This is a genomic window from Stenotrophomonas sp. GL_101 (assembly GCF_057835675.1).
This window is the reverse complement of sequence record NZ_CM174432.1, coordinates 4720314-4741021: the sequence shown is the minus strand read 5'-3', so window position 1 is coordinate 4741021 and position 20708 is coordinate 4720314. Positions and strand designations below refer to the sequence as shown.

At 69.2% G+C, this 20708-nt stretch carries 18 protein-coding genes; 8 read left to right on the top strand and 10 right to left on the bottom strand.

Going from position 1 to position 20708, the window contains the following annotated elements:
- Positions 1-4: 4 nt before the first annotated feature.
- The 3 genes from AC3IR9_RS20825 to AC3IR9_RS20815 all read right to left on the bottom strand — a co-directional run bounded on the left by AC3IR9_RS20825 (position 5) and on the right by AC3IR9_RS20815 (position 2171).
- The gene (locus AC3IR9_RS20825; RefSeq protein ID WP_489293170.1) at positions 5-373 is read right to left on the bottom strand and encodes a hypothetical protein; all 369 of its coding nucleotides are present in this window, start codon (positions 371-373) and stop codon (positions 5-7) included.
- A 186-nt stretch (positions 374-559) separates the two neighbouring features.
- The gene (gene leuE / locus AC3IR9_RS20820) at positions 560-1186 is read right to left on the bottom strand and encodes a leucine efflux protein LeuE (protein WP_489295933.1); all 627 of its coding nucleotides are present in this window, start codon (positions 1184-1186) and stop codon (positions 560-562) included.
- Between the two features lie 61 nt (positions 1187-1247).
- Positions 1248-2171, bottom strand: a complete 924-nt coding sequence (locus tag AC3IR9_RS20815; protein WP_489293169.1) for a LysR family transcriptional regulator — start codon at positions 2169-2171, stop codon at positions 1248-1250.
- A gap of 89 nt (positions 2172-2260) precedes the next feature.
- On the opposite strand from AC3IR9_RS20815, the gene AC3IR9_RS20810 reads away from it, so the two are divergent.
- The 5 genes from AC3IR9_RS20810 (at position 2261) to AC3IR9_RS20790 (ending at position 6628) form a co-directional block, all read left to right on the top strand.
- Positions 2261-3268 (top strand): zinc-binding alcohol dehydrogenase family protein, encoded by a 1008-nt coding sequence (locus tag AC3IR9_RS20810; protein ID WP_489293168.1) that lies wholly within the window; start codon positions 2261-2263, stop codon positions 3266-3268.
- Positions 3269-3289: 21 nt separating this feature from the next.
- Positions 3290-3943 carry an oxygen-insensitive NAD(P)H nitroreductase gene (gene nfsB, locus AC3IR9_RS20805; protein WP_489293166.1) on the top strand — a complete coding sequence of 218 codons (654 nt, stop codon included), beginning with the start codon at positions 3290-3292 and terminating at the stop codon, positions 3941-3943.
- Positions 3944-4044: 101 nt separating this feature from the next.
- The gene (locus tag AC3IR9_RS20800; RefSeq protein ID WP_489293165.1) at positions 4045-5628 is read left to right on the top strand and encodes a DNA recombination protein RmuC; all 1584 of its coding nucleotides are present in this window, start codon (positions 4045-4047) and stop codon (positions 5626-5628) included.
- A 4-nt stretch (positions 5629-5632) separates the two neighbouring features.
- The gene (locus AC3IR9_RS20795; protein ID WP_489293164.1) at positions 5633-6010 is read left to right on the top strand and encodes a hypothetical protein; all 378 of its coding nucleotides are present in this window, start codon (positions 5633-5635) and stop codon (positions 6008-6010) included.
- A gap of 57 nt (positions 6011-6067) precedes the next feature.
- Entirely contained in the window at positions 6068-6628 is a 561-nt protein-coding gene (locus AC3IR9_RS20790; protein WP_489293163.1) for a glutathione peroxidase, read from the top strand.
- Positions 6629-7057: 429 nt separating this feature from the next.
- Here the strand turns inward: AC3IR9_RS20790 and AC3IR9_RS20785 are convergent, their stop codons facing one another.
- The 6 genes from AC3IR9_RS20785 to AC3IR9_RS20760 all read right to left on the bottom strand — a co-directional run bounded on the left by AC3IR9_RS20785 (position 7058) and on the right by AC3IR9_RS20760 (position 11181).
- Entirely contained in the window at positions 7058-8062 is a 1005-nt protein-coding gene (locus AC3IR9_RS20785; protein WP_489293161.1) for an MlaA family lipoprotein, read from the bottom strand.
- Between the two features lies 1 nt (position 8063).
- Entirely contained in the window at positions 8064-8375 is a 312-nt protein-coding gene (locus AC3IR9_RS20780; RefSeq protein WP_489293160.1) for an STAS domain-containing protein, read from the bottom strand.
- Complete coding sequence (locus AC3IR9_RS20775; RefSeq protein ID WP_489293158.1) at positions 8365-9030, bottom strand: MlaC/ttg2D family ABC transporter substrate-binding protein; 666 nt, start codon at positions 9028-9030, stop codon at positions 8365-8367. The genes AC3IR9_RS20780 and AC3IR9_RS20775 overlap by 11 nt, the downstream gene beginning before the upstream one ends.
- A complete protein-coding gene (gene mlaD, locus AC3IR9_RS20770) occupies positions 9027-9554 on the bottom strand; it encodes an outer membrane lipid asymmetry maintenance protein MlaD (RefSeq protein ID WP_489293157.1) in 528 nt (175 codons plus the stop codon). Before mlaD ends, AC3IR9_RS20775 begins: the two co-directional genes overlap by 4 nt.
- Positions 9555-9643: 89 nt before the next feature.
- A complete protein-coding gene (locus AC3IR9_RS20765; RefSeq protein WP_489293156.1) occupies positions 9644-10393 on the bottom strand; it encodes an MlaE family lipid ABC transporter permease subunit in 750 nt (249 codons plus the stop codon).
- Positions 10393-11181: an ABC transporter ATP-binding protein gene (locus AC3IR9_RS20760; protein ID WP_489293154.1), complete on the bottom strand. Its 789-nt coding sequence runs from the start codon at positions 11179-11181 to the stop codon at positions 10393-10395. Before AC3IR9_RS20760 ends, AC3IR9_RS20765 begins: the two co-directional genes overlap by 1 nt.
- A gap of 224 nt (positions 11182-11405) precedes the next feature.
- Between AC3IR9_RS20760 and recC the strand changes: the two genes are divergently transcribed.
- The 3 genes from recC to recD are packed head-to-tail and all read left to right on the top strand — an operon-like array spanning position 11406 to position 20292.
- Positions 11406-14753, top strand: coding sequence for an exodeoxyribonuclease V subunit gamma (gene recC, locus AC3IR9_RS20755; RefSeq protein ID WP_489293153.1), 3348 nt, complete (start codon positions 11406-11408; stop codon positions 14751-14753).
- Positions 14750-18397 (top strand): exodeoxyribonuclease V subunit beta, encoded by a 3648-nt coding sequence (gene recB / locus AC3IR9_RS20750; protein ID WP_489293152.1) that lies wholly within the window; start codon positions 14750-14752, stop codon positions 18395-18397. The genes recC and recB overlap by 4 nt, the downstream gene beginning before the upstream one ends.
- Entirely contained in the window at positions 18394-20292 is a 1899-nt protein-coding gene (gene recD / locus AC3IR9_RS20745; protein WP_489293151.1) for an exodeoxyribonuclease V subunit alpha, read from the top strand. Before recB ends, recD begins: the two co-directional genes overlap by 4 nt.
- 13 nt (positions 20293-20305) lie before the next feature.
- On the opposite strand, the gene AC3IR9_RS20740 is transcribed toward recD, so the two are convergent.
- The gene (locus AC3IR9_RS20740; protein WP_489293149.1) at positions 20306-20701 is read right to left on the bottom strand and encodes a hypothetical protein; all 396 of its coding nucleotides are present in this window, start codon (positions 20699-20701) and stop codon (positions 20306-20308) included.
- Positions 20702-20708 lie beyond the last annotated feature (7 nt).

The window sequence follows — 20708 nt, the reverse complement described above, 5'->3', positions numbered from 1 at the left end:
GAATTCAGTCCACCGCGTTGGGAACGACCGCCCCGGCCAGCGTGAGCAGCCAGTGCTGCTGCAGCGGCACCCCGTGCGGAAACATCACCTGGCTATCGCACGGGAACCGCTTGCATCTCAGCACGCCCTCGGCATCGAACACACGCCAGCCCTGTGTGGCGTGTTCGGCGTCGCGGATGCGGCGGCGCAGGGCGAGCACGAGGCTGGCCTGGCAGTCGAAGTAACAGGTACGCAGATCGATCCGATCCAGCGGCTGCAGGCCGGCGACGATCCGCGTGACCGCCGGAACACCCAGGTCGATGCGGCCGGTGCTCATGCCGAGCAGGCGTTCCTGATGGCCGGCCAGATGCTGGACGAAGTACACGGGGGGCATCGGTTCCTCGCAAGGGCGCGCGGGCGCAAGGAGGGCGTCCGTTGGCGATGGCGCCGATTGGACACGTCCGAGGGGTATCAGGGAATCTCAAGTTATTGATTGAAGCGACTCGCATCGATGATGCGGTCTATGTCCGCGCAGGCGCGAATGGCTCGCGTGTGCCTACACCGCCCGCGCGGCAAGGCATCAGCCGCTGACGCCAAGGCGGACGCCGAAGCCGATCAGGAAAACACCTGCGATGCGACGCAGGAAAAGTCCTACGCGAGGATGTTGAAGAATCCGACGTCGCAACAGGTTGCCGACCCCGATCAACACCGAGCAGTACGCCAGGCCCATGACGAAAATGATCACCGCCATTGTCGCAAACGTCACCACGCCCTGATGCCGCGCCGGGTCGATGAACAGCGGCAGGAACGCCATGTAGAAGATGATCGCCTTCGGGTTGAGCAGGTTGATCAACACCGCCTGGCCGAAGTAGTGCCCGGGCCGCAGCCGGATGCCCCCCTCTTCGGCGCTGGGGCGCGGTGCGCGCAGCAGGCCGATGCCGACCCACACCAGGTAGGCCGCGCCCAGGTACTGCACTGCATGGAACACCAGTGGGTTGGCCTTGAGCAGCGCGGCCACGCCGGCCACCGCCAGCCACATCAGGATCTGGTCGCCCAGCAGCAGCCCGAACAGTGCGGTATAGCCGCCGCGCACCCCGCCGCGCCCGGTCGCGGTGAGCAGGGTGAACGTCCCCGGGCCCGGCAGCGCCAGGAACACCAGTACGGCGGCAATGAAGGTCCACAGGTCCTGGATGCCCATCCACGGCATGACGGCGACTCGACTACGGGGGAGCGCCATTGTCGGGCACCGACCGCTGCACCGACAGGCCTCAGCCGGCCGCTCGCGGCAGATCCTTCAGCAGCGGTTGCAGGCGCTGCTCGAACAGTGCGTGCAGTTGCCGGATCGCCGGGGAAAACTGCTTGCGATGCGGACACACCAGGTTCAACGGCAGGCTGTCGCCGGCCCCGTCGAGCAGCACCTGCAGGCGCCCGGCGCGCACGTCTTCGCAGATATCCAGCCAGGACTTGAACACGATCCCTTCGCCGGCCACCGCCCAGCGCCGCACCACGTCGGCATCGTCGCAGACCATGTTGCCGCGCACCGGCACCACCACGCGCCGGCTGTCGAGCTCGAAGCTCCAGCGGTCGTAGGCACGCCCGGCCAGCTGGTAGAGCAGGCAGTGATGGTCCTTCAGCGCCTCCAGGCTGGCCGGCGCGCCGTGCCGGGCCAGGTAGGCCGGCGATGCCGCCAGCACCCGTCGATTGCCCGGCAGCAAGGGCAGGGCGACGTAGCTGGCGTTGTCGAAGCGGCCCAGGCGGAAGGCGATGTCGACCGGATCGCGGAACACGTCGGTCACCTGGTCGGACAACTGCAGCCGCAGCTGCAGCCGGGGGTGCGCGGCGCGGAACTCGGTCAGCCACGGCAGCAGCAGATTGCGGCCCAGGTCGGAGGGTGCGGCCACCTGCAGCACCCCGCGCAGCTCGGCAGCGTCGCCGCGGACGCGGGCCTCGCCTTCGCGCAGCGTTGCCAGTACTTCCTGTGCATAGGGCAGGTACAGCGCGCCTTCGGCGGTCAGGCGCAGGCTGCGGGTGGAGCGCACGAACAGGCGCAGGTCCAGCTCGCGCTCAAGCCGGGCCACCGCCGCGGCGACCTGGCCGGGCAGCAGATCGGCTTCGCGCGCGGCATTGGAGAAGCTGCCCAGCGCGGCGGTGCGGGCGAACAGGGTGAGGTCATCGATGCGGATCATTTTCATTGCTGCAGTGAAAGTGATGACTGATTCTGCGCCTTTCCCGTTGCCTGCGGGAAGCGCACGCTGGCCCTCTTTCCGAACCGAGCGCCCCCATGAAAGCTGTCGCCTACACCCAGCACGGCCTGCCCATCACCGACCCGCGCGCGCTGGTCGACGTGACCCTGCCGCTGCCCCAGCCCGGCCCGCGCGACCTGCGCGTGAACGTGCGCGCGGTCTCGGTCAACCCGGTTGATACCAAGGTGCGCAATGGCGTGGCCGTGGAGCAGGCGCGCGTGCTCGGTTGGGATGCGGTCGGCATCGTGGACGCGGTGGGCAGCGAGGTCAGCCTGTTCCAGCCTGGCGACCGGGTCTACTACGCCGGCGCGATCGGCCGGCCCGGCAGCAATGCCGAGTATCAGCTGGTGGACGAGCGCATCGTCGGGCACGCCCCGGCCAGCCTGGACGATGCCGCTGCCGCGGCGCTGCCACTGACCGCCATCACCGCCTGGGAGCTGCTGTTCGACCGCCTGCGCATTGCCGAAGGTGGTGGCGAAGGCCAGACCCTGCTGGTGGTGGGCGCAGCGGGCGGGGTCGGCTCGATCCTGGTCCAGCTGGCCCGCCAGCTGACCGGGCTGACCGTGATCGGCACCGCCTCGCGCCCGGATACCCAGGACTGGGTGTATGCGCTGGGCGCACACCATGTGATCGACCACACCCAGCCACTCACCGATGGTCTGCAGCGGCTGGGCATCGAGGCGGTCAGCCACGTGGCCAGCCTGACCCACACCGCCCAGCACTACGAGCAGATCGTGGCCGCATTGGCGCCGCAGGGCCAGCTGGCGCTGATCGACGACCCCGGCCAGCTCGATGTGATGGCGCTCAAGCGCAAGAGCCTGTCGCTGCACTGGGAATCGATGTTCACCCGCTCCAGCTTCGACACCCCGGACCTGCAGCGCCAGCACGACCTGCTGGAGCGTGTGTCCGCGCTGGTCGATGCCGGCGTGCTGCGCACCACCCTGGGCGAGCACTACGGCCGCATCAACGCGGCCAACCTGCGCCGCGCCCACGCCCTGATCGAGAGCCACCGCGCGCGCGGCAAGCTGGTCCTCGAAGGCTTCTGACACCCCATGGACACCCACCACATGACCCTCGCACCGGTGGCCCGTCGCCGCCACACCACCAAAGCCTACGATCCCGCCCGCACGCTGCCGCCGGCCGTGGTCCAGGACCTGCTGGAGGTCCTGCACCACGCGCCGTCGTCGGTGAACTCACAGCCCTGGCACTTTGTTGTCGCCGCCAGCGCCGAGGCACGCGCATGCATCGCCCGTGCCACCCAGCCCGGCCAGCCGTACAACACCGCCAAGATCACCGATGCCTCGCACGTGATCGTGTTCGCGACGCGTACCGCGATCGACGATGCGTACCTGGACCAGGTGATCGAACAGGAATCCACCGACGGCCGCTTCCCCACGCCCGAAGCCCGCGCCGGCCAGCAGGGCGCGTTGCACCACTACGTCAACCTGCACCGCCACACGCTGGGCGATGTGCAGCACTGGATGCAGAAGCAGGCCTACCTGGCACTGGGCACGCTGTTGCTGGCCGCCGGCGTGCACGGTATCGACGCCACCCCGATGGAAGGCTTCGACGCGAATGTGCTGGATGCCGAGCTGGGCCTGCGCGAGCGCGGTTTCAGCAGCGTGGTGGTCGTCGCGCTCGGCTACGGCAGCGCGGACAACTTCAATGCCGACCTGCCCAAGTCGCGGCTGCCCCGGGAGCAGCTGTTTACCCACCTGTAGGCGGGCCAGGGAGGGCGTGACCGTGGCATGCGGCACGCCTCCTGCACCGCAGGCGGCCGCAGGCGCAGCCAATGAGACCGGCACGGCCTACACTTGCGCGCATGCAAACCGAATTCCTCATCCTTGGCGGCCTGGTGTGTGTCGTCCTCGTGCTGCAGCTGGTGGTCCTGCTGCGGCGTTCCCAGCATGGCGGGCTTGAGCAGACCCTGCGCGACGAGGCCCGGGTGGGGCGCAGCGAACTGCGCGAACAGCTTGAAGGCCTCGGCCGGCAGCAGGACGCGCGGCTGGAAACCTTCGCGCGCGCGCTGACCGATCTGTCCACCCGTACCGACCAGCGCCTGGACCTGCTGCGCGACGCGCTTGGCGAAGACGCGCGCAAGGCCCGCGAAGAAGGCGCGCAGTCGCAGCAGCGTACCGGTGAACTGCTGGCCCAGCGCCTGCACGATGTGCGTGCGCAGCTGGAGGCCTTCGGCCAGCAGCAGCAGGCCCGCATCGAAGCGTTCGGCCAGCAGCTGGTTGAACTGACCACCCGCACCGACAGCCACATGGGCGCGCTGCGCCAGGCCTTGGCCGAGGATGCACGCAAGGGCCGCGAAGAAACCGCGCAGTCCCAGCAGCGCCTGGCCGACTCGCTGGGCGTGCGCCTGCAGGAGATGACCCAGCGCAACGAGCAGCGCATCGGTGAGATGCGCGCCACGCTCGAGCAGCAGCTCAAGAGCCTGCAGAGCGACAACGCCGAGAAGCTCGACCAGATGCGCGTCACCGTCGATGAGAAGCTGCAGACCACGCTGGAAACCCGCCTGGGCGCCTCGTTCCAGCTGGTCTCCGAGCGCCTGGAGCAGGTGCAGCGCGGGCTCGGCGAAATGCAGCAGCTGGCCACCGGCGTGGGCGATCTCAAGCGCGTGCTGAGCAACGTCAAGAACCGCGGCAGCTGGGGCGAAGTGCAGCTGGACAACATCCTCGAACAGACCCTTACCCAGGAGCAGTACGCGCGCGGGGTGAAGGTGCGCCCGGACAGCGGGGAAATGGTCGACATCGCGGTGCGCCTGCCCGGGCGCGGCCACGAGGACACCCCGGTGTGGCTGCCGATCGATTCCAAGTTCCCGCGCGAAGACTACGAGCGCCTGCTCGATGCACAGGAACAGGGCGATGTGGACGGCGTACGCGTGCAGGGCGCGCAGCTGGAACGGGCGATCCGCATCCAGGCCAGGTCGATCTGCGAGAAGTACATCGTGCCGCCGCACACCACCGATTTCGCGGTGATGTTCCTGCCCACCGAGGGCCTGTATGCCGAAGTGATCCGCCGCCCCGGCCTGATCGACCTGCTGCAGCGCGAGCACCGCGTGGTGGTCGCCGGCCCGACCACCGTCACCGCCTTGCTCAACAGCCTGCAGATGGGTTTTCGCACGTTGGCCATCGAACAGCGCTCCAGCGAAGTGTGGAGCCTGTTGGGCGCGGTCAAGAGCGAGTTCGGCAAGTTTGCCGGCATCCTGGAAAAAGCCGAAAAGCAGATCAGCACGGTTGGCCGCAGCCTCGGCGAAGCCAGCCGCAAGACCCGCACCATCGAACGTCGCCTGCGTGGCGTGGAATCGCTGGGCGGCGAACAGAGCCAGGCGCTGCTGGGCGATACCGGCAGCGAAGACGACGAGTTGGGCACCGATGAAAGCAACCCCACCGAGGAATGACCCGATGCGCCTGACCGTGATGTTGTCGCTGTTGATGACCCTGGCCCTGGCCGGTTGCAGCAGTACCGCGACCACCGTCGATACGGCCGTGATCCCTGCCGCGCAGGACGCCCCGGATGCCGCCGCCTGCGCCGCCGCCGGCGGCCAGCTGCAGCCGCTGGGCCGCCTGCAGCGCGTGCAGTGCGTGGTGCCCTATGCCGATGGGGGCAAGGCCTGCAGTGCCAAGGTCGATTGCAGTGGGAACTGCCTGGCCCAGGGCGAGCAGACGGTTGCCGCCGGGGCCACGGCCCGCGGCGTTTGCCAGCGCGACATCAGCCAGAATTTCGGCTGCCGCCAGCGTATCGATGACGGCGTGGCGCAAGGCACGCTCTGCGTTGATTGAACGATCCCCACGGCACGGCAACCCCGTGCTCCTTTGATCCAACCCAAGGAACCTGCAGTGAGCCAGACCGTCTACGACATCCCCGTCACCACCATCGAAGGCCAGCCCTCCTCGCTGGCCGACTACCGCGGCAAGGTGCTGCTGGTGGTCAACGTTGCCTCCAAGTGCGGCTTGACCCCGCAGTACGAAGGCCTGCAGGCGCTGTATGCCGACAAGCAGGCCGCCGGGCTGGAAGTGCTGGGTTTCCCCGCCAACAATTTCCTGGCCCAGGAGCCGGGCAGCGAATCGGAAATCCAGCAGTTCTGCCAGCTGGAATACAACGTCGGCTTCCCGCTGTTTGCCAAGATCAGCGTGGCCGGTGACGAGGTGCATCCGCTGTACCAGCAGCTGACCGCCGCCCAGCCGACCGCCACCGGCGAAGGCCCGATGCGCGAAAAACTGCAGGGCGCCGTGGCCAAGTACCCCGACCTGGTAGTGAACCCGGCCCCGGGCGTGCTGTGGAACTTCGAGAAGTTCCTGATCGGCCGCGACGGCCAGGTCATCGCCCGCTTCGCCCCGGACGTGACCGCCGATGACCACCGCCTGGTGGCGGCGATCGACGCGGCGCTGGCGGCCTGAGCGCATCGCCCTGAAGGTCGGGCGAGCACCGGGCACCGTCACCACCAACGGTGGTGACCTACCTCCGCAAGGGCATCGGTACCCGCGTGTCGAAAACTCTGGCCGCCCACGGCAAACAACGGAGTGTGCGTTCCGCAAGCCGAGCCCCTGGGCGGTCGGCAGGCCCTTGGCAAAACAAAGGAGGAGGTCGTCGCCGCAGGCGTCGGCCGGGGGACATTTGCACAAGGGCCTGCCGGCTGCCCAGGGGCCTGGACGCTCGCGACATAGCCAATCGAAGACCCCCAGCAAACGGCTGTCGCCCTTTAGGGTGAGTCTTTCCCCGCACAGGGGAGAAGAACCAAAAAAAACCCCGCTTAGGCGGGGTTTTTCTTTAGCGAGGGCAACCCACGAATGCGGGTAGCGGCCAACCGGGGGTCGGCACGCCTGCGCTCAGTTGCCCCAGTTCGGCATCGGCATCGCATCGACCGGGATCGGGGCGGTGTCGTCGGCATCCTTGCCACGCAGGTGCTTGCCGCGCAGATCGTTCTCGATCTGGTAGTTGCGGCGCTGCAGCCACGCATCGCGTACCAGCGTGTACTCATCCACCGCGTTGTTGCGCATGTCGTCGATGACCAGCAGCTGCGAACGCATGTCCACCAGCTGCAGACCCTGCAGGCCGATGCGGATCTTGTCTTCTTCGATCGTGCGGATCGGCGAAAGCGGCATGTCGCCAGCCAGGCCGAACACATCGCGGATCGTGCGCGGGCCGAAGAACGGCAGTTCCACGTAACGCGAACGGCGCCAGCCCCAGGCCCCCAGCGTCTGGCCGAAGTCTTCCTTGCGGTTGGCCACCATCGCCTTGCTGGCCGGGTCGAACAAACCGCCCAGGCCCAGCGTGGAGTTCATGATGAAGCGGCCCAGGCTGTCCCAGGCATCATCGGGCCGGCCCTGCAGCAGCTGGTTGGTGATGGTCACCGGCGCGCGCAGATTGTTGAAGAAGTTGCTCACCCCGGTGCGTGCGAAACGCGGCACCACGTGGGTGTAGGCCGTGGCCAGCGGGCGGGCAACCGCACGGTCGACCACGTTGTTGAAGCGGTGCACGCGGCGGTTGAGCGGCTCCCACGGGTCGTAGCTGGCGCGGCCGGGTTCGCTGCCGTCCGCGCTCGGGGCCGGGCCACCGTACAGCGCGGCGAAGTCGTCCTCTGCGTTGGTCGGGGCTTCAGCACTACCGGCTGCCGTGGCAACCGGCTCGGCAGAGGCCGTTGCCGTTGGCGGAGCGGCATCGCGCGCCGCGTCGGCGGTTGCGGTGGCGTCGTCGGCAGGCAGCGGGGCGACCGCGGCCGCGCTCGGCGCGACCTCGACACTGGCCGGTGCACTGTCACGGGCGGGTTTGCCGGCGCAGGCAGTCAAGGCCAGCGCGAGCACGAGGAAGGGAAGGGTGCGTATGACGTTCATGTCAGCTCGCCGCAGGAAGGGCATGGAAATCCAGGGTGGGTGCCAGCCGGTAGGCGGCGCTGAGTTCGGTGAAACCATCGGGGCTGCCGACGATCGTCGGCAGGCGACCGGCCGCACGCAGGCGTGCGGCCAGTTCGGCCAGCAGCGCCAATCCGGCGCTGTCCAGCCGCGGTACCGCCGTCAGGTCCAGCTGCTGCACGCCGTCGAGCGCGGACAGCGACGGCCACAACGCCGACACCGCCGCGCGGTCGAGCACGCCGCTGAACACCAGCGCCGTGCCGTTGCGCTGCACCGTGGTCGGGTTACTTGCCACGCGGAGCCTGTCCGGCGGCCTGCATGCTGCCGCTGCGCAGTTCGGTGGCCACCTGCTGGATCGACTTCTGGCGCAGCGGGGCATCGAACTGGGTCTTGAAGGTCTGCACGTAGGAGATGCCTTCGATCATCACATCGAAGATCTTCCACTGGCCGCCGACGTTGCGCATCAGGTAGTCGACCGGGGTCGGCTCGTTGCCGGCGCGCATCAATTCGGTGGAGACGCGCACGCCACGGTTGCCCGGCAGCGGCGACTCGCTTTTCAGGCGGAAGGTCGGCTTGCCCTGGATTTCGAGCAGGGCCGAGCCGTAGCGCTGCATCAGGTTGTCGGCCATGGCATCGGCAAACAGCTTGACGTCGGCATCGGATGCGCCGCGGCCGTGCACGCCCAGCACCAGGCGGGCGGCGTAGTCGCGGTCGAAGGTCTTGTTGAGCTCGCCGTTGATGAAGTTGCGCAGCACGGTCGGGTTGGCGCGGAACTCGCCGCGGCGCTCCTGCAGCGTGGACAGGATGCGCGAACTGGCGTCCATCACCGCCTTGCTGGCCTGGCCCTGCTGGGCCGAGGCAGCGGCCGGTGCGGCCTGGGCAAAGGACAGCGCCGGCGTGGCGGCCAGCATCGCGGTGGCCAGCAGGGCCGGGATCAGGTTGATTTTCATGGTTGCGGTTCCGTTGCAGGCGCGGCTGCGCCGTTGCCATCGTGGGCCTCAGCGCCACCGGTGTTGGCCGGGCCACTGAACATGTACTTGCCAACCAGCTGCAGCAGATCCACCGCCGGCTGGGTGAAGACGATCTCGTCGCCAGACTTCAGCACGTCCGGATCACCGCCCGGCTGCAGTCCGATATAGCTTTCGCCGAGCAAACCGCTGGTGAAGATGCCGGCGGAGGTGTCGGCCGGCAGGTCCTTGAACTTGCTGTCCAGCTTCAGGGTGATGATCGAGTCGAACTTGGTCGGGTCCAGCTCGATGGCCGCGACCTGGCCGACGGTGACGCCGCCGATCTTGACCGGGGCCTGCTTGCGCAGCTGCCCGATCTGGGTGAAGCGGGCCTTGAGTTCGTAGCCATCGCTGCCGAAACCCCAGCGTTGGTTGGTGGACGCCACGGCCAGCACCAGCAGCGAGGCCAGCGCCAGCAGCAGGAAAGCGCCGACGGAAAATTCGAGTCTGGGACCGCGGATGGCCATGGGTTGTCTCACTGTTCTTTTGTCAGGTGCCCGGACAGGGATCCGGGCGGGATTCTTACGTAGAAGGCGTAACGACCAACGGTCGTTACCTACTGGAACATCATTGCCGACAGCACGAAGTTGAACATCAGCACCAGCAGCGAGGCGTTCACCACCGCGCGGGTGGTGGCCACCGACGTGCCTTCGATGGTGGGTTCGGCGTGGAAGCCCACGTAGGACGCCACCAGGGCGGCAGTACCGCCGAAGATCGCCGACTTCAGCATCGCCACGCCGAAGTCGTCCCAGAAGTCCACGCTGTTGCTCAGCGCCGACCAGAACACCCCGTTGTCCAGGCCGAGCACATGCACGGCCTCGAAGTAGCTGGCGCTGATCGCCAGCGAGCAGAAGATGCCGGTCAGCAGGGGAACGGTCAGCACGGCCGCCCAGAAACGCGGCGCGACCACCTTGGCGATCGGATCAATCGCCATCAGTTCCAGCGCCTTGATCTGGTCGGTGGCGCGCATCAGGCCCAGCTCGGCAGCGATCGAACTGCCGGCCCGGCCGATGAACAGCAACGCGGTCAGCACCGGGGCCAGTTCGCGGTACAGCGACAGGCCCAGCAGCGTGGACAGCGCATCGGCAGCGCCGAAGGTGGTCAGGGTGCGATAGCCCTGCAACGTGAGCACAAGACCGACGAACGCGCCGCCAACGGCGATGATCGGCAGCGAACGTGCACCGACCTTGTAGATTTCGCGGGTGAGTTCGGCGAGGAAGTCGGCGGTCGGCAGCGAGCCGCGCAACACGGTCAGCGAAAACAGGCCGGCGCGGCCCAGCGAACGGGTGGCATCAACGAACGGCATCAGGCAACCCTCGCGCGCGGCGTGGCATCGAAGGGGATCGGGCCATCCGGCTGCCCGTGCAGGAACTGCCGCAGCAGTGGATCGGCACTGGACTCCAGCGCGGCCGGAGTGCCCTGGAACACCACGCCACCGTTGGCGATGGCAATCACCTGGTCGCAGATCGGCAGGGTCTCGTGCACGTGGTGGCTGACGATGATGCTGGTCAGCCCCAGGCTGTCGTTGAGGCGTTGGATCAGGCTCATGATCACCCCCGAGGCGATCGGGTCCAGCCCGGTCAGCGGCTCGTCGTAGATCATCAGCGGCGGGTCCAGCGCCAATGCGCGGGCCAGGGCGACCCGGCGTGCCATGCCGCCGGACAACTCGCGCGGCCAGGCCTCGCCGGCCGCCAGCAGGCCCACCGCATGCAGCTTCATCTGCACCAGCCGGCGCAGTACCGGGGTGGGCAGGCGGGTATGGGCGCGCAGTGGCAGCGCGACATTCTCGGCCACGGTCAGGTCGGTCAACAGGCCATTGCCCTGCAGCAGCACGCCCACGCTTTTGCGCATCTCCAGCAGCGCGCTGCTGCCGGTGGGAATGGGCTTGCCGAACAGGGTCACCGCGCCGGCTACCGGGCGCAGCTCGCCGGTCAACGCGGCCAGCAGCGTCGACTTGCCGCTGCCCGACGGGCCCAGCACCGCGGTGATGCTGCCGCGGGGCACCTGCAGCGAAACGTCGCGCAGGATCGTACGACCGCCGCGGTCGATGCGGACGTTGGACAACTGCACCAGCGGTTCTGCGGAAGCTGTCATGGACGCCATTAACAAAATTCCAACGTTGTAAGATCGTGGTGAACGGCTGAACATAACCAAACTGGACCGTGCAGTATTGTTGCATGGACCCGCCCCGACTACCGCCGGACCGGTCTGCAACACAGCGTGTCGGCCGACGGCATCGACGCCTCCGGCCCGCCCGGCACCGGCGCCGGGCGCGCGCCACCCTCGTGATCGCCGGCCCGCTGCGGCACACTGCCGCGATGACCGACGCTGTTGCCGATTTTCGCCTGTACCACTCCAATTCACTCGACGTGCTGGCCGCGCTGCTGGCCAGCGCGGTGCGCGAGCCGGTGCCCGGACAGTCGATCCTGGTGCCGGAGGTGGTGCTGATCCCGCAGGTGGCGATGCGGCGCTGGCTGCAGTCCACCCTGGCGGCCGAGTATGGCATTGCGGCCAATCTGACGTTTCTTACCCCCGGCGAGTTCGTCGCCCGGGCGCTCAATGCCAATGTTCCCGGCGAACACGACGATCTCACCGCCGCCGCATTGCGCTGGAAGCTCTACGCCGCGCTGACCGACCCGGCGCTGCTGGCGCTGCCGCCGATGCGCGCACTGCAGGCGTACCTGTCGGTGGCCGACGCGCTCAAGCCCTGGGCGCTGGCGGGCGAGTTGGCGGCGGTGTTCGAGAAGTACCAGGCCTGGCGCCGCGACTGGCTGCTGCGCTGGGAGGCCGGTGCCGACGCGCAGGATCCGCAGGCGATCCTGTGGCGGCATATCGCCGGTGGCCACCAGTATCGCGCGCGCCGCATCGACGCCTATCTGTCCCGTTTCGAGGGCCGCGACACGCCACTGCCGCAGGGCCTGCCCGCCCGCGTGTTCGCCTTCGCCACGCTCAACATCTCCCCGGACGTGCTGCGGGTCATGGCGACCCAGGCGCGGGTCGGCACCCTGCACTTCTATCTGCCCACCCCGACCCAGGCGTACTGGGGTGACCTGCAGACCCTGGGCGAAAAGCTGCGCAGCGGCGCGCCCGATCCGTTCGGCGAGGCGGCCGGCGAGAACCGCCTGCTGCAGGCGTGGGGCGCGGCCGGCCGCGACTTCATGGCGGTGCTGGGCAGTTACGAAGTGGTGCATCCGTCCGGTGAGATCGCCGCCTACGACGATCCCGAAGACGATGCGCGCCCGGACATGGCGCAGGGAGGGCTGTCCGACAGCCTGCTGCATCGCCTGCAACGCGACCTGTTCCACCGTCGTGGCCAGCCGGCCGGCGCACCCCGACAGGCGCTGCGTTACGACGATCCCAGCCTGCAGGTGCACGCCTGCCATACGCGCCTGCGCGAACTGCAGGTACTGCACGACCAGTTGCGTGGCCTGCTCCAGGACACACGCTTCGACCCGCCGCTGCAGGCCCGCGACATTGCCGTGCTGGCTCCGGACATCGACCCCTACGTGCCTTACCTGGAAGCGGTGTTCGGGGGCCGCAGCGGGGGCGATGACCACATTCCCTATGCGCTGGCCGACACCAGCCCGTTGGCCGGCGAACCGCTGGCCGATGTGTTCGTGCACCTGCTGGGCCTGCCGGTCTCGCGCTTCGGCTTGAATGAAGTGCTGGACCTGCTGGCCAGCGCGCCACTGGCCGAAGCGGCCGGGCTGGATGCGGCCGCATTCGACCGCCTGCACGCGTGGTTGCAGGCCGCCGGCGCGCGCTGGGGCCTGGATGCCGCCCACCGCCAGCAGCACCAGGCCCCGCGCGACGACGCCTTTACCTGGCAGTTCGCGCTGGACCGCCTGTTGCTTGGCCATGCCAGCGGCAGCGACGGCGACATCGCCAGCGTGGCGCCGTGGCCGGAGCTGGAAGGCAGTGCGCTGGATGCGCTGGACCGCCTGCTCGGCCTGCTGCGCGTCCTGGCGCGCTACCAGAAGGCGCTCGGCGAAGCGTTGGCGCCGGCGCACTGGCGCCAGCGCCTGCTGGCGCTGCTGGATGCGCTGCTGCCCGAGCCACCGCAGGCGGCCAACAGCCAACGCGCGTTGGATCGCCTGCGCAAACTCATCAACGAGTTCGCCCGTGACGCCGGCCTGGCCCATTTCCACGGCGAGGTGCCGCCGGAGGTGGTGCGCGCGCATTTCGCCGGCGTGCTGGCCGAGGCCGATACCCGCGCCCCGCTGCTGACCGGCGGGGTCAGCTTCGGCCGCATGGTGCCGATGCGGCTGCTGCCGTTCCGGGTGATCTGCGTGCTGGGCCTCAACGATGGCGACTTCCCGCGCCGCGATCCGGCGGCGGGTTTGAACCAGCTCACCGCCGAACTGGGTACCGACAAGCGCCGGTATGGCGACCGCTCGCTGCGCGAGGACGATCGTTTTCTGTTCCTGCAGCTGTTCGCCTCGGCCCAGGACGTGTTCTATCTGAGCTACCTCGGTGCCGACCCGCGCGATGGCAGCGTGCGCGAGCCGTCGGTGCTGGTCAGCGAGCTGATCGATGCGGCGGCCGAGTACCACCAGCGGCCGGACGTGGCCGCCAGGCAGATGACCGTGCGGCATTCGCTGCAGCCGTTCGCCCCGGCCGCGTTCGGCGGTGGCGACGAGCCGCGCCGTTTCAGCTACCGCCCGCAATGGCACCCGGCCGCCGGCTCGCTGGGCGGTGTCCGGCGCGGGTTGGCCCCCTGGTTCGCCGGCCCGTTGCCGGCGTCCGATACGGTCACCGGCGACACCGAACTCAGCCTGGATGCCCTGCGCCGCTTTCTCACCGATCCGGCCAGCCAGTTCCTCTCGCAACGGCTGGGCCTGCGCCTGCCCGATGACCTGGACAACGCCGACGATGTCGAACCGCTGATGATGGCCACCCGCGGCGCGGACAAACTACTGCTGCAGCAGGCGGTGGTCGAGGCCACGCTGGACGAGGATCCAGCGCCGCTCTACCCCCGGCTGCGCGCGCGCGCGCTGCTGCCCTCCGGTGCACTCGGCGAGCGCCAGTTCGAGCTGCTGCAGGCGCAGACCCAGCCTTACGCACAGGCCCTGGCGCAGTGGCAGGACGGCAGCGTCGCCGCCAGCACCCGCTACGAGGTGGACATCGACGGCGTGCGCCTGCACGGCCGGGTCGATGGCGTGCATGCGCACGGCCTGGTGCGGTTGCGCCCGGGTCCGCTCACCGCCCGCGCCGCGATCCGCCAGGGGCTGGACTGGCTGCTGGCCAATGCGGCCGGCGATGCGCTGCCGCTGGTGCAGTTCCATGACGGTGGCGAGGACGGGCTGGGCCCGCACGTACTGCCCGCGTTGCCTGCCGGGCAGGCCAGGCAGGTGTTGCGCGGCCTGCTGCAGCTGCGCGCCGAAGGCCTGCGCGCGCCCTTGTTGTATGGCCCCTCCACCGGCTGGGTGCTGTATGGCGCGGCCGAGGCCAAGCGCGAAACCGAGGGCCGCAGCAAGTGGCACGGCAGCGACCGCAGCTGGGGCGAAGCCAGCGGCGCGGCGTACCAACTGGCGCTGCGGGGGCGCGATCCGTTCGCCTCCCCCGCCACCTATCGGCAACTCCTGCACAACAGCCTGGTGGTGTTCACCGCCGTGCGCGAAGGTCGGGTGTTCCCGGGACTGGACGAACAAGGTGCCGCGCGATGATCGACCCTGACCTGATCCACGATCCCTACCTGGCGCTGCCGCTGGATGGCGTGCGCCTGATCGAGGCCAGTGCCGGTACCGGCAAGACGTTCACCCTGGCCACGCTGTTTACCCGGCTGGTCGTGGAAAAGGGCTGGCGCATCGGCCAGATCCTGGCGGTGACCTTCACCGATGCGGCGACCCAGGAACTGCGTAAACGCATCCGCGAGCGCCTGGCCCTGGCCGCGCAGCTGGTCGGGCGCGCCCCGGCGGCCAATGACACTCCCGAGGTGGTGCTGACCGGCGAGATCCTGCGGCGGCAGCTGGCGCTCGGCGAAGAAAGCCCGGCCGCGCTCGCCCGCCGCCTGCAGACCGCCGCCGATGAAATCGACCTGGCCTCGATCTTCACCATCCACGGGTTCTGCACCCGGGTACTGCGCGAACACGCGCTGGAAAGCGGACACACCTTCGACCCGCCGACCCTGCTGCCCAGCGAGCGCGCCCTGCACGACGAACTGGCCGCCGACCTGTGGCGCGTGCATGCCAACGACCCGGCCACCGTCGAGGCGCTGATCGGGTTGTGGTCCTCGCCCGATGCGCTACCCGGCGACCTGGCCACGCTGATCAAGCCGCTGCCGCTGTTGCCTGCGGTGCCGACCGGGCTGGCCGACGACCCGCGGCCGGCGTTCGAGCGCGCCGCCCGCCAGCTTGCCGACGACTACCGCCAGCAGGGCGAAGCCTTCCTGGGGGAGGTCTGTGCGGCGGTTGAAAACAAGGTGCTCAACGGCAGCAGTTACAAACTGGCCTGGCTGGAACCGTTGGCCGTGCAGCTGCACCGCTGGGCCGGCGGCGACGACCCGACCGCGCCGCTGGACGTGGAACGACTGCGCCGGCTGACCGCCGAAGAGCTCACCGCACGCACCAACAAGGCGCATGCCGGCAAGGCCCCGCAGTCTTCGCTGCAGCATGCCTTGGCGGTGTACCTGGCTGCCGCCGATGCCGTGCAGGCCTGGCAGCGTGGCCAGGCCATCGCCTTCCTGCACGGCCTGCGCGGACAGGCGCGCGCGCGCCTGGCCGAACTCAAGCGGGTCGGCCGCGTGCAGACCTACGACGATTTGATCGACGGCGTCGCCGATGCGCTCGAGGGCCCGCATCGCGCCGCCCTGGTGCAGCAGCTGCGCGCGCAGTACCGCATCGCGCTGGTGGACGAATTCCAGGATACCGATGACCGCCAATGGGGCATCTTCCAGCGGGTGTTCGGCGACTCCGACGAAACCCGCGCGGCAGGCCTGGCCCCGGCGCTGTTCCTGATCGGCGACCCCAAGCAGGCGATCTACGGCTTCCGCGGCGGCGATATCCACACCTATCTCAAGGCCAAGCGCCAGGCCGAGGCGGCGCCCCCGCTGGACCGCAACTTCCGTTCGCGCCCGGCCGTGCTGCAGGCGATCCAGGCGCTGTATGCCAATGCGGGCGACAACGCGTTCCTCGAGGCCGATATCGGTTTCGAGCCGGTGCATCCGGGCAGTACGCGCGTGGATGCGGATTTCCTGCGCGACAACCTGCCCGCGCCAGGCCTCACCGTGCGCGTGCTGCACAACCCCGAAGGCGGCGCGCTCAAGGCCGACCCGTCGCGCGACCAGGCCAGCGACGCCTGCGTGGCGGCCATCCACGAGATCCTCAGCGACGCCCGCCAGGGCCGCGCGATGCTGCGTGGCCAACCGGTGCAGCCCGGTGACATCGCGGTACTGGTGCGTTCGCACCGGGAAGCCACGCGCATCCAGCAGGCGCTGAGCGCGGTGGGCATTCCGGCCGTGGCTGCGGGCAAGCAGAGCCTGTATGCCACCGCCGAGGCGCAGGACCTGCGCCTGCTGCTGCTGGCGCTGTTGCAGCCGGCCGACGAAGGCCGGCTGCGCGCGGCGCTGTCCACCGTACTGCTCGGTGAAGATGCCGCCGCCATCGATGCGATGGAACGCGAAGGCGATGCCCAGCGTGGTTTCCAGATCCGCCTGTTGGAGTGGCGCGAGCGCTGGCAGCGCGGTGGCCCCTTCGCGGTCATCGCCGACCTGTGCGCCGAACACGCCGAACGCCTGCTCGGGCTGCTCGACGGCGAGCGGCGATTGACCAACTACCTGCAGCTGGGCGAACTGCTGCAGCAGGCCGCGGCGCAGACGCTGGGCATGCACGGCCTGCTGGATTGGCTGCAGGTGCAGATGGCCCATGCCGACCAGAACGACGAGCAGCAGCTGTTGCGGCTGGAGTCGGATGCGCGCCGGGTACAGATCATCACCCTGCACAAGAGCAAGGGCCTGGAGTACCCGCTGGTGTTCCTGCCGTTCGTGGGTATCGGTGGTGGCGCACCCAACACCGACACCCACTGCACCGTGTACGCCAACGGCCGGCGCGAGCTGCACTGGAAAGTGGGCAGGGACGAGGCCTGGACGGCGGCCAGCACGCGCAGCGCGCAGGAACAGGACGCCGAAGACGCGCGCCTGCTGTATGTGGGCCTGACCCGTGCCGAGCATGCGCTGTGGATCGCCGCCGGCGACCTGGCCGGGGCCGGCAAAACCCGGCTGGCGCCGATGCTGTCCAACCTGGACGCGTTGCGCGCGCATCCGCACATCGCCGTCGTGGAGGGACCGCTGCAACCGCGCCCGGCGCAGTTGGCGTTCGAACGCGAGGGCGAGCTGCCGCCGGTACGCGCGGTGACCCGCCGCGTGCCGCATGACTGGTGGGTCTACAGCTTCACCCAGCTGGCCCATGCCGATGCCGGCTACGACACCGACGCGGCTGCCACCGAAGTGCCGGCGCCGGCCGCCGATGAGCCGGCCGGGGTGGATCTCACCCTGGAGGCGGAGCAGCCGGCCCAGGTGCCCGAGGATGCACCCGATCCCCGTTTCATGGGCAGCCGCTTCGGCAATGTGCTGCACGACGCACTGGAAAACACCGATTTCGCGCGCTGGGCTGACTGGCAGGCCGGGCAACCGGCACCGGGCGAGGAGGCCCAGGTGCTGCGTACGTCGCTGGGCGAGGAGGGCTATGCCGACGACGAGCTCGACGATGGCGTGGCCGTGCTGACCCCCCTGGTCGGGCAGACCCTGACCGTGCCGTTGCCCGAAGGCGGTGCGCTGCACGACCTGCCCGGCGAGGCACGGCGCGCTGAAATCGAGTTCCACTTCGCCATGCAGCCCACCGCGGTGCCGGCGTTGCTGGATCTGCTGCACGCCTACGGCCTGGTCCGCGAGCGCCATGGCTTCGGGACGCGCCGGAAACTGGAAGGCATGATGACCGGCAAGATCGACCTGACCTACGTGCGCGACGCGCGCTGGTACGTGCTCGACTACAAGTCCAACCGGCTGTCGGGCTACGACCCGGCCCACCTGCTCAGCGCCATGCAGCACAGTGAATACGACCTGCAGGCGTTGATCTACACCGTCGCGCTGCACCGCTGGCTGCGCTTCCGGCTGGGCGCGCAGTACGACTACGCGCGCGACATGGGCGGCATCCGCTACCTGTTCTGCCGTGGCCTGGATGCCACGCGCACCGACAGCCCCGGCGTGTACCGGCATCGTTTCGATCCGGTCCTGGTAAATGCCCTGGATGCCTTGTTCGCCGGCGGCGAAGATGCCCAGGCGTTGATGGCCGCGCGCGCGCGGGGTGACGCATGAGCCTGCTTGCCGCGCTCCAGCGCAACAACGTGCTGCGTACTCTCGACCACGCCCTGGCGCAGAGCCTGCGGCGGTTGCGCCCGGACACCCCCGATGCGGTGCTCGCAGCGGCGGCGCTGGCCTCGCTGGCGGTGTCCGAAGGGCATGCCGGCCTGGACCCGCGGCAACCGCAGCGCATTGTCGAGACCGACACCGATTGGCCCGACCCCGAGGCCTGGCTGGCGCAGCTGCGCGCCTCGCCGTGGGTGGAGGAGCCTGCTTGCCCGGCCGACCGTGCCGCCGACGGCCCGCTGGTACTGGAAAATGGCCTGCTGTACCTGCGTCGCTACCGCGAATACGAACGCCGGCTGGCCGACGGCCTGCAGCGCATCGCCACGCAGCCGCTGGCGCCGACCGATCCTGCTGCGTTGGCCGCGCTGTTCGCGCAGCTGTTCCCGCAGGCACTGGCGGGCATCGATCATCAGGCCCGTGCCGCCGCCGTGGCGCTGCGCCATCCGCTGGTACTGGTGACCGGCGGGCCGGGCACCGGCAAGACCACCACCATCGCCCGGTTGCTGGTGTTGCTGGCCGCACAGGCGGCGCAGGCCGAGCAGCCGGTGCCGCGGGTGGCGTTGGCCGCCCCCACCGGCCGTGCTGCCGAGCGCATGGCCGAGAGCCTGCGCCTGGCAGTGCAGCGCCTGCGCCTGCTCGGTATCGCGCCGGCGCTGTGCGATGCCATGCCCAGCACCGGCACCACCCTGCATCGGCTGCTCGGGGTGATTCCCGATTCGCCACGCTTCCGCCACCACGTCGACAACCCGTTACCGGTGGATGTCGTGGTAGTGGACGAGGCGTCGATGATCGACCTGCCGTTGATGACCAAGCTGGTGGAAGCGGTCGCCTCCGGTACCCGGCTGATACTGCTGGGCGACCCGGACCAGCTGCCGTCGGTGGAAGCCGGCGATGTGCTCAGTGCGATCCTGCGCGCCAGCGGCGACGGTCTGGGCAGCCAGGCCGACGATGCCGCCGCACTGCGCACGCTGCTGGCCCCGGCGACGCTGCAACCGCTGGCCGCGCCCACCCGCTTCGGTGGCCGGCGCGTGCAGTTGCAACGCGGTTACCGGCAGACCGATGCCCTGGACCTGGCGCCGTTGGCGCAGGCCGTGCGCGCGGGCGACAGCGATAGCGTGTTGGCCCTGCTGCGGGGGGGCCGCCTGGCCGGCGTGCACTTCCACGACGACCAGAGCGATCCGTTGCAGCACCACCGTGACCACCTGGTATCGCACTGGCGCGGCTTGGGTGCGGCCGCCGATCCCGGCCTGGCGTTGGCCAACGCCGCCCGGATTCGCCTGCTCACCGCGGTCCGCGAGGGTCCGCAGGGCGCACGCGGGCTCAATGCGCGCATCGAAGCGCTGCTGGCCGGGGTACCGCGGCCGGGCATGGCACCGGGCTACTTCCACGGCCGGCTGTTGCTGATCACTGAAAACAGCTACCGCCATCGCTTGTTCAATGGCGATATCGGCATCTGCCTGGGCGATCGTCGGGGCACGGTAACGGTGTGGTTCCCCGGTGAGACGCCCGATCAACCGCGTGGCTTCCACCCGGGCGCCTTGCCCGCGCATGAAAGCGCGTTTGCGATGACCGTGCACAAGGCGCAGGGGTCCGAGTTCGATGAGGTGTGGTTGCAGTTGCCGCGTCGCGACAACCGGGTGCTGTCGCGCGAACTGGTCTACACCGGCATGACCCGCGCGCGGCAGTCGTTGCATGTGCTGGGCAGCGAGGAGGTCCTCCGCGCCGCCCTCAAGCGCCATGCCAGCCGGTTGTCCGGGCTGGCGACGCGGCTGGGCACCCTTGTTGCCGTGCCCGGGGGGGCCGATGGCACGGCACCCACACCCGCGCAGGGCCAGTTGTTCTAACCCTGCCGGAGGCTTACTCCGGAATCACCACGGTGCCGTCGGGGAACACGATGGCGCCGTCGCCGCTGGCGTCGAAGAAGCCCACCTGGTGGGCATTGGCCAGCACCTGCACCAGGCCATGCGCGTTCTCGGCCACCGAATCGGCGAACGAGGCATAGATCACGTGCTGGCCGACGCTGTAGTCGGTCACTTCGGGACGGTCATCTTCGTCATCGGCCAGCGGGCCGTTCATCGGCGGGAAGTGCTCGACGATCGCGGCGAACCAGGCCTGCAGCGCCGGCACCGACACGGCCGGGTCGTCGTACTCGTGCTTCTCGCTCCATTCGGTCTGCGCGTCGTACCACTCCAGGAACGCGGCCGCGTCACGCGGGGCCACGGTCGGGTCGAACACCATCAGGTCATAGCTCATCGTAGAT